The sequence below is a fragment of the Streptomyces sp. NPDC060064 genome (genome assembly GCF_042736455.1).
Taxonomy (GTDB): domain Bacteria; phylum Actinomycetota; class Actinomycetes; order Streptomycetales; family Streptomycetaceae; genus Streptomyces.
The window spans coordinates 40766-54737 of record NZ_JBHWWF010000001.1; the positions used below are offsets into that span (position 1 = coordinate 40766).

The 13972-nt window shown below is 72.3% G+C and carries 13 protein-coding genes; 7 read left to right on the forward strand and 6 right to left on the reverse strand.

Annotation, left to right across the window (positions count from 1 at the left end; translation table 11 throughout):
* Window positions 1-141 precede the first annotated feature (141 nt).
* The gene (locus tag ACFWDI_RS00235; RefSeq protein ID WP_385300416.1) at window positions 142-2295 is read right to left on the reverse strand and encodes a HelD family protein; all 2154 of its coding nucleotides are present in this window, start codon (window positions 2293-2295) and stop codon (window positions 142-144) included.
* Window positions 2296-2601: 306 nt separating this feature from the next.
* Here ACFWDI_RS00235 and ACFWDI_RS00240 point away from each other — a divergent pair, with 306 nt between their 5' ends.
* The 3 genes from ACFWDI_RS00240 (at window position 2602) to ACFWDI_RS00250 (ending at window position 4497) form a co-directional block, all read left to right on the forward strand.
* A complete protein-coding gene (locus tag ACFWDI_RS00240; RefSeq protein ID WP_385300417.1) occupies window positions 2602-2796 on the forward strand; it encodes a hypothetical protein in 195 nt (64 codons plus the stop codon).
* A 91-nt stretch (window positions 2797-2887) separates the two neighbouring features.
* Window positions 2888-4111, forward strand: a complete 1224-nt coding sequence (locus tag ACFWDI_RS00245) for a glycosyltransferase 87 family protein (protein ID WP_385300418.1) — start codon at window positions 2888-2890, stop codon at window positions 4109-4111.
* Window positions 4108-4497 (forward strand): hypothetical protein, encoded by a 390-nt coding sequence (locus tag ACFWDI_RS00250; RefSeq protein ID WP_385300419.1) that lies wholly within the window; start codon window positions 4108-4110, stop codon window positions 4495-4497. Before ACFWDI_RS00245 ends, ACFWDI_RS00250 begins: the two co-directional genes overlap by 4 nt.
* Before the next feature lie 20 nt (window positions 4498-4517).
* Here the strand turns inward: ACFWDI_RS00250 and ACFWDI_RS00255 are convergent, their stop codons facing one another.
* A complete protein-coding gene (locus tag ACFWDI_RS00255; protein ID WP_385300420.1) occupies window positions 4518-6161 on the reverse strand; it encodes a DNA repair helicase XPB in 1644 nt (547 codons plus the stop codon).
* 176 nt (window positions 6162-6337) lie between these two features.
* On the opposite strand from ACFWDI_RS00255, the gene ACFWDI_RS00260 reads away from it, so the two are divergent.
* Window positions 6338-6931: a VanZ family protein gene (locus tag ACFWDI_RS00260; RefSeq protein WP_385300421.1), complete on the forward strand. Its 594-nt coding sequence runs from the start codon at window positions 6338-6340 to the stop codon at window positions 6929-6931.
* Here ACFWDI_RS00260 and ACFWDI_RS00265 read toward each other — a convergent pair.
* Window positions 6894-9605, reverse strand: coding sequence for a helicase-associated domain-containing protein (locus ACFWDI_RS00265; RefSeq protein WP_385300422.1), 2712 nt, complete (start codon window positions 9603-9605; stop codon window positions 6894-6896). The two genes, ACFWDI_RS00260 and ACFWDI_RS00265, sit on opposite strands and share 38 nt — an antisense overlap.
* A gap of 92 nt (window positions 9606-9697) precedes the next feature.
* Here ACFWDI_RS00265 and ACFWDI_RS00270 point away from each other — a divergent pair, with 92 nt between their 5' ends.
* Window positions 9698-10780, forward strand: a complete 1083-nt coding sequence (locus tag ACFWDI_RS00270; RefSeq protein ID WP_385300423.1) for a hypothetical protein — start codon at window positions 9698-9700, stop codon at window positions 10778-10780.
* 153 nt (window positions 10781-10933) lie between these two features.
* Window positions 10934-11620, forward strand: coding sequence for an HAD family hydrolase (locus ACFWDI_RS00275; protein WP_385300424.1), 687 nt, complete (start codon window positions 10934-10936; stop codon window positions 11618-11620).
* Here the strand turns inward: ACFWDI_RS00275 and ACFWDI_RS00280 are convergent.
* Window positions 11617-11853 (reverse strand): hypothetical protein, encoded by a 237-nt coding sequence (locus ACFWDI_RS00280; protein WP_362681788.1) that lies wholly within the window; start codon window positions 11851-11853, stop codon window positions 11617-11619. The two genes, ACFWDI_RS00275 and ACFWDI_RS00280, sit on opposite strands and share 4 nt — an antisense overlap.
* A gap of 180 nt (window positions 11854-12033) precedes the next feature.
* On the opposite strand from ACFWDI_RS00280, the gene ACFWDI_RS00285 reads away from it, so the two are divergent.
* Entirely contained in the window at window positions 12034-12417 is a 384-nt protein-coding gene (locus ACFWDI_RS00285; RefSeq protein WP_327324410.1) for a cold-shock protein, read from the forward strand.
* Between the two features lie 28 nt (window positions 12418-12445).
* Here ACFWDI_RS00285 and ACFWDI_RS00290 read toward each other — a convergent pair whose 3' ends face one another.
* Both ACFWDI_RS00290 and ACFWDI_RS00295 read right to left on the reverse strand, forming a co-directional pair.
* The gene (locus tag ACFWDI_RS00290) at window positions 12446-13285 is read right to left on the reverse strand and encodes a 1,4-dihydroxy-6-naphthoate synthase (protein WP_385300425.1); all 840 of its coding nucleotides are present in this window, start codon (window positions 13283-13285) and stop codon (window positions 12446-12448) included.
* Window positions 13282-13965, reverse strand: coding sequence for a futalosine hydrolase (locus ACFWDI_RS00295; RefSeq protein WP_385300426.1), 684 nt, complete (start codon window positions 13963-13965; stop codon window positions 13282-13284). The genes ACFWDI_RS00290 and ACFWDI_RS00295 overlap by 4 nt, the downstream gene beginning before the upstream one ends.
* Between the last annotated feature and the right edge of the window lie 7 nt (window positions 13966-13972).

Below are 13972 nucleotides of genomic sequence, written 5' to 3' on the forward strand. Positions count from 1 at the left end.
TCCTACTCGGGGGCGGCGCGCGGGCGGGGGGCCGCGGGGGGGGCGTGTTTGGTTTTGGGGGGGGGGGGGGGGGGGGGGGGGGCCGGGGGGCCCCCCCCCCCCCCCCCCCCCGACACTCGCGGCTACCTATGGCGAGTCGCGCTACTGACCGCCGAGTTGACCGGGCAGCGGGGCGGCGTGCAGGACGGTCAGTCCTGATACGGCCCGGGTCAGGGCCACATAGAGCCGACGCAGGCCGGTCCGTTCGTCGGGCTCGCCGTCGACGACCGCGGCGGGCTCGTCCAGTACTACGTAGTCGTACTCCAGGCCCTTGGCGAGCGACGCCGGGACCAAGGTGAGGCGGGACTCGGCGGTCGTCTCCTCGCCGGGCGAGAGAAATGCGTGGCCGGCCGCCGTCAGGGCCTCGGCCAGCGCCGGGATCCGGGCATCCGCGGCGATCAGGCCGATCGACCCCTCGTGGCGCAGCGACTCGGTACAGGCGGTCACCACCGCCGTGTCCAGACCGGCGACGTCCGCCACCTCCCGTACCTCCAGCGAGCCCGGCGACTCGCGGACCGACCGGACCTCCGCCAGGCCCGGCGACATGTGCGGCAGCAGTCGCGAGGCGTACGCGATCACCTCGCGCGGCACGCGGAAACCGGCCGTCAGCTCCTCCACCACCGCGTCCGCCTTGCCCAGATGCACGAGGGCGTCGGCCCAACTCGCCGTTGCCCAGGGCGTGGTGCCCTGCGCCAGATCGCCGAGTACCGTCGCCGAGCCCGTCGTGCAGCGCCGGCCCACCGCGCGGTACTGCATAGGGGACAGGTCCTGCGCCTCGTCCAGCACGACATGGCCGAGCGAGTGCGTGCGCTGCACCAGATCGTTCGCCTCGTCGATCAACACCGCGTCCGCGGAAGACCACATGGCGGCCCGCACGCTACGTGCCGGCTTCGCCCACAGCACCGTCTTCTGTTCGTCCGCACTCAGCAGCCCCTCCGCGTGCTCCGCCAGAAACTCCGCGTCCGACAGCAGCCGCAGCACCAGCTTCGCCGGGTCCACCGGCGGCCATACCGCCTTCACCGCTGCCTTCACCGCGGGATTGCGCGCCACCGCGTCCTGCACCCGGTCGTCCGGCGCCTCGCCCGCCTGCTCCATACGGACCAGCACCGCATGCGCGATCCGCTGCGGAAGAGCCTCGCGCGCCGCGCCGTAGCGGATGTCGCGGTCGAGCAACTCCCGTACGATCTCCTCGATTTCGTACGCGGGTACCCGCCACCGCCGCGAGCCGCGCACCACCATCAGCGGCTCGGTCGGCATCGTCACATGGGCGCGGACCGCCCGGCGCAGCACCTCCGCCATCCGGGCATCGCCCTTGATGACCGCCGCGTCCGCCGCATCCGTGCCGCGTACCTCACTGTCTCTTTGCAGCAGCGGCGCCACCACCAGGTCGTCGACCGTCGCCTGCTTGACCTCCAACTCGCCGAGCGCGGGCAGCACTTGCTCGATGTAGTGGAGGAAGGAACGGTTCGGCCCGATCACCAGCGTCCCGGTCCGGGCAAGCCGCTCACGGTGCGCGTACAGCAGATACGCGACCCGGTGCAGGCCCACCGCGGTCTTTCCGGTGCCCGGACCGCCCTGGACACACACGGTGCCGCCGAGCCCGGACCGTACGATCTCGTCCTGCTCCGGCTGGATCGTGGCGACGATGTCCCGCATCGGGCCGACGCGCGGGCGCTCGATCTCGGCCTGGAGCAGTTTGCTCGTCCGCGACCCCCCGGCGGAGCCGGAGAACGTATCGGTGGCCGGGTCGGTCAGATGCTCGTCCTCGTACGCCGTCAGGTCGCCGCCCGTGTAGCCGAAGCGCCGCCGCAGGCCGACGTCCAGCGGGTCCTTCTTCGACGCCCGGTAGAACGGCTGCGAGACCGGCGCGCGCCAGTCGATGACCATCGGTTCGCCGTCCGCGTCGTGGACATGGCGGCGGCCGATGTAGAAGCGCTCTCCCGACGCGCCCTCCGCCTGTTCCGCGCCGACCACATGCAGATAGTCCAGCCGGCCGAAGAAGAGCGGCGTGTGGGAGAGATCGGCGAGCGCCTTGATGCGCTCCTCGATCTGGGCCCCCAGCACGGCGGCGTTGACCCAGTTCGCGGTGACATCGCGGATGTCGAGTGCCTGGACGTCCTCGCGCATCGCGCGGAGCGCGGCACGCGAGTCGGCGAGATGGGCCCGTTCGCGTCCCAGCGGATCGACGGAGTCGGGGTCGAGGGAGCCGGGCTCGGCGGAGCTGGGCTCGGTGGGTTCAGGGATGTGCGCGGGCACGGGTTGCCTCCGGCGGATACGGCGTGGGTCGGGATCACGGCAGGGACCCCGGCATGGATCACGGCAGGGATCACGGCAGGGCGGACCGGCCGGTTTCCGTCCGGGCGGCGGCGCTCCCCAGGGGGAGGCGGGCAAGACGGGCGATTGTAGTCAGAGCGCGGATCGCGGGCGAACGGTTTTTCACGCGGAGAGCCGCGGCCGTCCTCCCCGTAGGGGATGACCTATGTCTGGAGTCGTACGCGGGCGTCCTCACGGGTCAGTCCGCAGATCGATGCGCCGAGCGGGCCCTGGAACCATCATGGAGACATGAGCACAGCAACCTTCACCCCAGGCGGCCACGTACCCCACCCCCATCGCGGCGCCACCGCCACCGGTGCCGCCCCCCACTCCCCGCACCGTGTCGGCAACGCACTCCGCGCGGTAAAGGTCTTCGCCGAGGCCGTCTTCAGCGTCGCGGTCCTCGGTGAGTACGCCGAGGAGGCCGGAGTCCGCCGCCGCTGAGGAGCCGACCACCTGCTCGAACCGGTCGCCCCACGCGACCTGCTCGACCTGCTCGACCGTCTTCAGCCGAGCCACTAGTAGGGTCGCGGCCGTGAAGTACCGGAACGTGACCCCTCGTTTACTCACCGCAGTAACCGTCGTCGCCCTCGCACTCTCCCTCACCGCGCTCGCCGCGCTCTGCGTCGCCCAGCGCATCCCCGTGGCCGACACCCTCGTGTACAGAGCCGAGGGGGCGGCCGTCGCGAACGGCATCGATCTCTACGGACTCACGGTCACCGATTGGCGACTTCCCGCCACCTGTCCGCCCTTCGCCGCGATCCTCTTCGTACCGACCACCTGGCTGCCCGTTCCGGCGCTCAAGGTGGTCTTCGTCGTCGGGAACGCCGCTCTGCTCGCTCTACTCGTGCGCCTCTCCTGCCGGTTCGCCGGGCTCCCGGCGCGGCCCCCGCTGGTCATCGCCGCGATCGCCGCCGGCCTCTGGCTCGAACCGGTCTTCCAGACCCTCCTCTTCGGGCAGATCAACCTCGCACTCGTCTGCCTGGTGCTGTGGGACCTGTCGCGGGACGAGGAAGCCATCGGCAAGGGCTTCGCGCTCGGCGTCGCGGCCGGAGTGAAGCTCACGCCCGCCGTGTTCATCGTCCATCTCCTGATCACCGGCCGGGTACGGGCCGGGCTCACCGCGCTCGCCTCCTTCACCGCCACGGTGCTGCTGGGCGCACTCGTACTCCCGCACGCCAGCGCCGAATTCTGGACCCGGCGCATCTTCGGGACCGGCCGGGCGGGCAAGGCCTGGGCCACCGAAAACCAGTCGCTGCAAGGGCTCTTCGCGCGGGTGCTGCACACGCCGGACCCGGGCACGGTATGGCTGCTCGCGGCAGTGGTGACCGGTGTGGCGGGCCTGTGGATCGCCCGCCGGGTGCCGGAGCGCTGGGGCGTGCTGACCGTCGCGTACACCGCGCTGCTCGTCTCGCCGATCAGCTGGTCGCACCACTGGGTGTGGTGCGTACCGCTGCTGGCGGTCCTGATCGCCGAGGGGCGGACCCGTACGGCAGCCGCCGTGGCCGCGGTCTTCATGGCCCGTACGCTCTGGCTGGTCCCGCACCACGGCGAGCCGGCCCTCCGACTCCCCTGGTGGCAGCAGTCGTTGGCATCGCCCTACCCGCTGCTGGGGATCGCGCTGCTGGCGTACGCGGGAGGGCGGACCGCGTCCGCCCTCGCACTCCCCGGGCCCCGTGGTGAGTACCTGCGCACGGACGATCTGAGTACGCCGCCGGAGGTGCCGACCGGACGCCCGGAGGTTGACTGTCGTCCATGACGAACCGCACCAGGACGACCCCCGCTCGCCGGCTCCCCGGCGCTCTGCCGCAGGCGCGCGACCCGCGCACACACGACGGCAAGGCCGTCGTGGTGCGGATCGTCGCGGGCGTCCTCCTCGTCCCACTGCTGATGATCGACATGTTCTTCGTCGGGCTCTCGCCGATGGCCACCGACAGTTGCGGCCCCGACCACTGCTCGGACGCGCTCAACCAGTCGCTCGTCGCCGCACCCGTCTTCTGGCTCGCCGCGGTGGCCATGCTGCTGGTGACATGGGGCCTGCCCGCGCGCCCCCGTTTCCGGGCGGCGCGCGGCTGGCTGGCAGTGGCCTCCGGAGGCAGCGGGCTGATGACGATCGCCATCCTCGCGAACCTCCCGACGGGCTAGGGCCCCAGGTCAAACACCCTTCAGTCGCTCGCCAGCAGCTCGTCCGCATCCACGATCCGGTACGCGTACCCCTGTTCCGCCAGGAACCGCTGGCGGTGCGCCGCGAAGTCCTGGTCGATCGTGTCCCGCGCGACCACCGAGTAGAAGTGGGCCTGGTGACCGTCCGCCTTCGGCCGCAGCACACGTCCCAGCCGCTGCGCCTCCTCCTGGCGGGAGCCGAAGGTGCCCGATACCTGGATCGCGACCGTCGCCTCCGGCAGGTCGATCGAGAAGTTCGCGACCTTCGAGACGACGAGCACCGAGATCTCGCCCTGGCGGAAGGCGTCAAAGAGCTTCTCGCGCTGCGCGTTCGACGTCTCGCCCTTGATGACCGGCGCGTTCAGGTGCTCGCCCAGCTCGTCGAGCTGGTCGATGTACTGGCCGATGACGAGGATCTGCTGGCCCTCGAACCTCCGCACCAGCGCTTCCGTCACCTTGCGCTTGGTCTCGGTCGTCGCGCAGTAACGGTACTTCTCCTCCGTCTCGGCGGTCGCGTACGCGAGCCGCTCGGAGTCGGTGAGATTGACCCGTACCTCCACACAGTCCGCGGGCGCGATATAGCCCTGCGCCTCGATCTCCTTCCAGGGCGCGTCGAAACGCTTCGGCCCGATGAGCGAGAAGACGTCCGACTCGCGGCCGTCCTCGCGTACGAGCGTCGCGGTCAGCCCGAGTCGGCGCCTGGCCTGCAGATCCGCCGTGAACTTGAAGACCGGCGCGGGCAGCAGATGCACCTCGTCGTAGATGACCAGGCCCCAGTCGCGGGAGTCGAAGAGCTCCAGATGGGGATAGATCCCCTTCCGCTTCGTCGTCAGCACCTGGTACGTGGCGATGGTGACGGGGCGGATCTCCTTCCGCGTACCGCTGTACTCGCCGATCTCGTCCTCGGTCAGCGAGGTGCGCTTCACCAGTTCGTGCTTCCACTGCCGCGCGGAGACGGTGTTCGTCACCAGGATCAGCGTCGTCGCCTTCGCCTGCGCCATCGCACCGGCTCCGACCAGCGTCTTTCCGGCGCCGCAGGGCAGTACGACGACACCCGAGCCGCCGTGCCAGAAGCCCTCGACGGCCTGCTTCTGGTACGGGCGCAGCCCCCAGCCCGTCTCGTCCAGATCGATACGGTGCGCCTCGCCGTCGACGTAACCGGCGAGGTCCTCGGCCGGCCAGCCCAGCTTCAGCAGCGTCTGCTTGATCTGGCCGCGCTCGGAGGGGTGGACGGCGACCGTGTCCGGGTCGATCCGGGCCCCGACCAGCGGCTGGACCTTCCTGGACCGCAGGATCTCCTCGAGCACCGGGCGGTCGGTGGTGGTCAGCACAAGCCCGTGGACGGGGTGCTTGGAGAGCGTGAGCCGGCCGTAGCGGGCCATCGTCTCGGCGACATCGACGAGGAGGGCGTGCGGGACGGGGTAGCGGGAGTACGCCACGAGCGCGTCGACGACCTGCTCGGCGTCGTGCCCGGCGGCGCGGGCGTTCCACAGGCCGAGCGGGGTGACCCGGTAGGTGTGGATGTGCTCGGGGGCACGCTCCAGTTCCGCGAAGGGCGCGATGGCGCGACGGCAGGCGTCCGCCTGCTCGTGGTCCACCTCGAGGAGGAGAGTTTTGTCGCTCTGGACGATGAGGGGTCCGTTCACACCTGCGCCCTTTCGGTATGGCCAAACCTCCAGTGTGCCGTACTGAGCACCCGGACCGGAGTGGATGAGCAGCCGGATGCCGCCGGCCTGCCCCTTCGCGTCCGTCTCGCGTCCCTCCACTCGAAGATCGGCAACGTCCGGGCCTGACCAGAGGCGGCGGGGGTACCCGCAGTTCCATGACAACGGGAGCACAGCCCCGTACATCGTGGGGCAGAACAGCATTGCGCGTATGCGCCGTGGTGGTGGCCTTTCTGGCGCTGGTGGCCTTCTCGGCCGTACTGGCCAGGCTGACCCTCGCCCCTTCGCACGCCTCCGCGGACATCGCCACGGCCAATCTCCGCCCCGGCTCGTCGCTGCGCCAGTACGCCGAGGACTACACCTTCCTGGCCGCGTGCAAGCAGGTCGGCGGCAATCTGCTGCTGGGTGTGCCCTTCGGTGTGCTGCTGCCCGTCTTCGTACCGCGCTCGATGCGCATGGTGCGGGTGATCGCGCTCACCGTGCTGGTGATGGCGCTGGTCGAGCTGGCACAGGGCGCGTTGGTGGAGGGGCGGGCCTTCGACGTGGACGACGTCATCCTCAACACGACGGGTGCGCTGCTGGGCTATCTGCTGCTGGGGCGCAGGTTCGCGCATGCGACAGCGAAGAGGCCTGCCAGGCCCGTCAGGCGCGTGAAGCCCCGCAGGCGCGTGAAGTCTGCCAAGCGCGTGAAGCCTGTCGAGCGCGTGAAGCCCTTCAGGTGGGGTCGTCCGCGAGTTCGGCGACGCCGGTGATGCGGTGCAGCGGGTACGTACGGACCTCGTCCGCGGTGTGGTCGTACGCCGTGACGAAGCCGCCCTCGACGCGTACGGGTGCGATGACGCGCTGGCTCGCCGCGCCGTCCGCGTTGACGTAGCCGATCCAGAGGGCGGAGCCGGTCAGCGCCGCGGCCTGCACGGTGGCGAGAGTCTCGGCGGAGGTCGTACGGGGGAGCTCGCCGTTCCTCGCAGGTTCCGGGACGGGCTTGCGTACGACGGTGGCCGCGAGGTCGCCCGCCCTGATCGCCTTCACCGCGGCGCCGAGCAGTATGCCGTCGGGCAGGGGCGGTCCGTCCGGGACCGGGACGGGCGGGGTGCGGGGCGGGGTGCGGCGGGCGTGGGCGCGGGTGATCAACACATCGCCCTCCGCGGACTCGGCGGCCGGCGCGTAACCCATGGTGCGCAGCCCTTCGAGGAGCGTCGCGGGATCGGCCTGGGCCGCCAGCACGGTGGGGGCGAGCCGGCGCAGCCGCAGGCCCTGGGACCGCTTGTCGGCGAGGATCTCGCCGAGCAGCGCGTCGTCGTCGCAGCGTACGTAGGCGGAGGCGGCGCCGATCCGTAGATGGCCGTGGCGGCGGGCCACGTCGTCGATGAGGTAGCTGAGCGGCTGCGGCACCGGGGTGCGGGAGTGCGTGGCGAGGAAGGTGTGCAGTTCGGAGGCGGACCGCCCGGCGTCGAGTGCGCGGCGTACGGAGCCGGGCGTGAAGCGGTAGACGGTCGCGCCGCCCTTGGACTCGACGTCGGCGAGCACGGAGAGGGTCTCGGCGAGCGGCCGATCGAGGGGCCCGGGGGCGACGGCGGTGAGGTCGGCCTGCAGAAGGACGTGATCGAGCGGCGCGGGGAGGAGCGGCGCGAGGGCGCGGGCGGCGGCGTGCGCGTCGGGCTCGCCGGTGAAGCCGGGTGTGACCGCGCCGTGCGGGGCGGGTCCGGCGGCTGCGCCTGAGCCGGTCTCCGCTGCGGAACCCGCGCCTGAGCCGGTCTCCGCTCCGGAACCCGCGCCTGAGCCGGTCTCCGCTCCGGAACCCGCGCCTGAGCCGGTCTCCGCTGCGGCGTCCGTCGGCGTCCGAGCGCCGTCACGCGCCCCCGTCGGGCCCGTGCCGCCCAGCAGCGCCCGTCCGTGCGTCGACAGCGCCCCGCGGCCCGTGACGCCCAGCACCTCCGCCTCCATCAGCGTCCACGCCGCGATCCGTGAGCGCAGGTCCGCCGGGCCGCCCGCCGCGTTCCGGGCCGCGTTCGTGTCCGGGCCCGCCGCGCCGCCGCCCCGCAGCGGGCGTTCCCAGCGCAGCCGGGCCAGCACCGTCTCCGGGTCGGGTGCCGTGCCCGTCGGGAGTGCGGCCAGGAGCTCGAGGACCCGGCGGCGGACCTCCAGTGCCGCCGAGCGGTCCAGGTCCGGGCCGAGGGCGGAGAGCGTACGGCCCTTGGCGTCCTGGCTGCCGACCAGGCCCGGTGTGCGGGTCGCCCTGAGCCAGGCGCCGGCGAGGGGCGCCCACCGTTCCGCCGAGGGGAGGGTCAGCCACTCGTCGTACGCGGGCGTCGGCGCGTACCGCTCGTCCGCCTCGCCGTCGGACGCCAACAGGCCTGCCGCGTAAGCGAGTTCGAGCCAGAACGCGGCCATCTGCTCGGTGGTGTCCAGTGCGGTGGCCGCGCGCTTGAGGTCACGTACCGACAGACCGCCGGATCTGAGCACCGCAGGGCCGCCCTCGTGCCAGTCCTTCAGCAGGTCCTCGACCGTCGAGAGCGCGGTGTACGCCTGGCCCGCCGCCGTACTGTCCACAACCTGTGGACGGCCCGCGGTGATCGACGCGGTCGCGGCCGGCGTGACCGCCGGCGGCACCGGCTCCGGCGCGCGATGCGCGCGGCCGGCCCGCAGATGCAGCGCTGCCTCGCGCGGCAGCACGACCGTGCGCGGTGACGCGGGCAGCAGCAGCCCACGGTCGCGCAGCCACCGCACCGGTGGCGTGGGGTTGGCCGTCACCTCTCCGTACGGAGGGCCCCAGACCAGCCGGTCGAGGACCGTCAGCGCATCGGGCGGTGCGGTGTCCAGCAGCGACTCCATCCGCGTTCGGTCCGTGAACAGCGAGGTGAGCGCGGCGACCGCGGAGACCGGGTCGTGCGACGACGGCAGCCCGGCGGCCGCCAGGATCTCCTGCAGCCGGGTCGGCGACATACCGGCGGTGGCCTCGGCGACGGTCGGCCCCAGGCCGGTCGGAGAGGGACGGGTGGGGGACGGGGCGAGGAGTTCGCGCGCGGTGCGCACCAGCCGCAGCCGGTCGTCGCCGCCCCAGACCAGGGCCTGCGCGCGCAGCACGCCGACGGCGTGCGGCAGGGCCGCCTCGATCGTCGCGTCGCCCTCGTAGCCGGTCAGCAGCGCCAGCAGGGTGTCGTACGGGGCGGGGTCGGGGGCCACGGCCAGCGCCTCGGCGGTCTGCAGCGTGAACCGGTCGAGACGTTCCAGGGCGCGTACGACGGAGGCGCGGGTGCCGGCCCGGGTGGCGAGCTGCGTCAGGTCGTTCGGCACGGGGTTCAGCAGATCGGGGCGGGCGCGCAGCAGTACGGCGAGCTCCTCGTCGCCGCGGGTGCGCAGGGCTTCGGCGAGCGTGCGCGGGCTGCTTGGACTGCTCGGACTGCTTCCTTCGGGCATGGTCCCCATCCGCCCCACGGTAGTGCCTGGAGCGCTACCGTCGGGGACAGGGCGGGCCCGGGAGACAGGGCGGCCCGGCAGGGAACGTCAGGGGAACGCCGGTGGGGATCGAGAGCGACCAGCTCGTCTACGACTATCTGAGCCGGGTCGGCGACCTGGCGCAGCAGTACCAGCTGCCGTCCGGCACCCGGATGCGGCTGGTGTCGACGCTGCGCAGCGAGATCGACCGGCAGCGGGCCGGGTTCGGCGGCGACAGCCCGTCCGCCGTCCGCCGTATCCTCGGCCGGCTCGGTACGCCGGACGAGGTGGTCGCGGCCGCGTCGGAGGACGGCGGCGGTTCGGTGCCGAAGCCACGGCCGGCCGGGCCGCAGACCGACGTACCGCAGACCGATGTACCGCAGCGGCGGGTACGGCTCCGGATCCCGCGACCGCGCAAGTCGGCGTCGGAGGCGGGACGGGCACAGGGATCCGGATCGGTACCGGGACACGGCGCCGCGGACGGGCCGCCCATGACGTACGGCGCTTCGCCGCCCCATCTCGCCGGGATGGACGAGCTCGGCCCGTCCGGCAGCGAGCCCGACTGGTGGCGGATCGATCCGGGGCCGTTCGGCGCGGGCGAGAGCGTCGCCGGGTTCGTCGGCGGTGTGGAGATCCCCGAAATACTGAAACCCCCGCCGTCCGAGGAGGAGTTGGCAGCGCGGGGCACAGAGCAGGCCGAGAAGGGATACCCGGAGGAGTACGAGGAGGAGGCCGAGGGCGACGACGCGGTGGAGGCGGAGGCCGAACCGCGCCGGTGGCGTCCGCGGCTCCGCCGCCGTACCGCGGGTGCCGGGCCGCAGTCCGTACGGACGGGCCTCGCCAACCCTTTCCTGCTGCTCGCCGCCGCGCTCCTCGTCGCGGGCGCCGTCCTCGGCTCCTGGCTTGCGCTCGGCGGCGGCTGGCTCCTCGCGTACGCCTCGCGCAGGCTGTCCCGCGCCGAGGCGAAATGGGCGGTGGCAGGCCTGCCGGGAGCGGTCGCGGTGGGCGGGCTGGTCTGGCTGTGGGGCCGGATGAACGGCCGCTGGGGCGAACCGATCCCGGAGAACGGGATGCGCGACGCGCTCACCGGGACCTGGCCGTGGGTGGTGAAGGGGGCGGCCGTCGCCTCCGCCCTCTTCCTGGTGTGGCGGGCGCGGAGGCGGTGACTCAGAACGGTGAAGCGCTTGGGCGCGTCGGGGACCCGGATACCGCCCACGGCCGCCTTCACCGTGTGCGTATCTGCTCCCGGGCGAGCCGGCCCGGGGCCGGTAAGGCCTGACCAGGTCTCGGCATCGGGCCCCCGCGGCCGGATGGGCACAATGGCCCCTATGGCTACGCATCCGCTGACGGTCGGCTTCGACCTCGATATGACGCTGATCGACTCCCGGCCCGGCATCCACGCCGCGTACCTGGCGCTCTCGGCCGAGACCGGGGTGCGGATCGACGCCGACCTGGCCGTCACCCGGCTCGGGCCGCCCCTCGAACTGGAGCTGGCGCACTGGTTCCCGGACGAGCAGATACAGGAGATGGGCGACCGCTACCGCGAGATCTACCCCACGTACGCGATCGAGCCGACCCTCGCCCTGCCCGGCGCCCGCGAGGCCGTCGCCGCCGTCCAGGGGCTCGGCGGCCGCGCCATCGTGGTCACCGCAAAGCATGAGCCGAACGCCAAACTCCACCTCGCCCACCTGGGCATCGCCCCGGACGAGGTCATCGGCTGGCTGTGGGCGGAGGCCAAGGCGGAGGCGCTGCGTGAGCACGGCGCGAGCGTGTACGTCGGCGACCACACCGGGGACGTACGCGGCGCGCACACGGCCGAGGCACTCGCGGTCGCCGTGCCGACCGGCCCGTGCGACGCGGCGGAACTGCGTGAGGCCGGCGCGGACGTGATCCTGGACGATCTGACGGCGTTCCCGGACTGGCTGCGCGGCTACAGCCGGAACCAGCCGGAACCAGCCGGAACCAGCTGGAACCAGCCCGGACCGGCCGGAATCAGCCGGAACTAGAGCGCGGATTTGGCCTGTCGGCGCTGCGCGGCGATCGAGCGCAGTACACCCGCCGCGGCGATCAGGAACCCCACGCCCATCAGCATGCAGACCGCGTACGCGATCGAAGGAAAGGGCTCGGTCCCCAGGAACAGCGGGGCCAGGGTGACCAGAGTGGCCACAGCGCCGACGATGAAAACGATCGCGCCGACACGCACCAGCCCGTCACCGGGTGCGGGAGGAGTAGCAGTCATTCGGCCAGGGTAGTTCCTTGCGCGGAGGAACCGTTCGGCGACGTCTTGTCACCAGCCCCTGGACCATTAGCCTTGGGGGTGGCGGGTCAGACGACCCGCTGTAGTGCTATCCAGAGCCGTTTTCGGTGCCCGGGTTCAGGCGCCGCAAGCGACCCAACGAGTACGAGGACGAGGACAGACGTGCCTACCGGCAAGGTCAAATGGTTCAACAGTGAGAAGGGCTTCGGCTTTCTCTCCCGCGACGACGGCGGCGACGTCTTCGTTCACTCGTCGGTGCTCCCCACGGGGGTCGACGCGCTCAAGCCGGGCCAGCGCGTCGAGTTCGGCGTCGTGGCAGGACAACGTGGTGACCAGGCACTTTCGGTGACAGTTCTCGACCCGACCCCCTCCGTGGCAGCGGCCCAGCGTCGCAAGCCCGACGAGCTGGCGTCCATCGTGCAGGACCTGACGACCCTGCTGGAGAACATCACGCCGATGCTGGAGCGCGGCCGGTACCCCGACAAGGTGCACGGCGGCAAGATCGCGGGCCTGCTGCGGGCGGTGGCCGACCAGCTGGACGTCTAGGGCAGCCCCGGTCGGCTGTACGCAGCGGCTACACGAAGCTGAGCGCATCGCGGCCGAGGGGCGGTACGAGTCCCTCGGCCGCGGCGCGCGTGAGCAGTCCGCGTACCGCCGCGTGCCCGTCGGCGCCGAGGTCGGCGGTGAACTCATTGACGTAGAGCCCGATGTGCTGGTCGGCCACGGCCGGGTCCATCTCCTGGGCGTGCTCGAGTACGTACGGCCGCGAGGCCTCCGGGTCGTCCCACGCCATCCGTACCGAGGTGCGGATGGAGTCGGCGAGCAGCTTCAGGGTCTCGGCGCCCAGCGACCGCTTGGCGATGATCGCGCCCAGCGGGATGGGCAGGCCGGTCGTCGACTCCCAGTGCTCGCCCATGTCGGCGAGGCAGTGCAGTCCGTAGTTCTGGTAGGTGAACCGCGCCTCGTGGATCACGAGTCCGGCGTCGACCTTGCCGTCGCGCACGGCCGGCATGATCTCGTGGAACGGCATCACGACGACCTCGCCGACGCCGCCCGGGACGATGTCGGCGGCCCACAGCCGGAAGAGCAGATACGCGGTCGAGCGCTCGCTCGGCACGGCGACGGTCTTCCCGGTGAGATCGGTGCCGGGCTGCTTGGTGAGCACCAGCGGACCGCAGCCGCGGCCGAGCGCGCCGCCGCAGGGCAGCAGCGTGTACTCGTCGAGGACCCACGGCAGTACGGCGTACGAGACCTTCAGCACGTCGAACTCACCGCGCTCCGCCATGCCGTTGGTGATGTCGATGTCCGCGAAGGTCACATCGAGGGCGGGCGCGCCGGGCACCCGGCGGTGCGCCAGGGCGTCGAAGACGAAGGTGTCGTTCGGGCAGGGCGAGTACGCGATCTGCAGGGTCACGGCGACTCCTCGAGGAGTGGGTTGAGCAGCTGGAAGGCGTACCGCAGCGAGTCCAGTGCCTGGCCGATGCGCCAGGTGGCCCGGTCGCGCGGGCCGACGACGTTGGAGACCGCGCGGATTTCGAGGACCGGCACGGAGTGGGCGGCGGCGGCCTCCGCGACGCCGAAGCCCTCCATCGCCTCGGCGGCGGCACGGGGGTGACGGTTCCTCAGCTCGGCCGCGCGGGCGGCGGTGCCGGTCACGGTGGAGACGGTGAGGACGGGCGCGTACACGGCGTCGAGCGTGTCCGCCGTCTGCTGGGACAGTGCGGCCGGCGGACGATGGATGCTGCGGCCGAAGCCGAGTTCGTCGACGGGCAGATAGCCGTCGGGGGTCTCGGCGCCGAGATCGGCGGCGACGATCGCGTCGGCGACGACAAGCGCGCCGATGGGGGCGTGGGGCTGGAATCCGCCGCCGATCCCCGCGGAGACGACCAGGTCGTAGGCGTCGAGGGCGAGCGCGGTGGCGGTCGCGGCCGCGGCGGCGGCGGGTCCGACACCGGCGGCGAGCACGTCCACGGTGCCGTGGCGGGACAGCGTGTACCCGCCGGGCAGCTGCCGCGCGTCGAGTACGGGACCTGTGAGCCCCGCGGCGACGGAGTCCGCCTCCGCCGCCACCGCGGTCACCACCAGTACGCGCACGGCACGG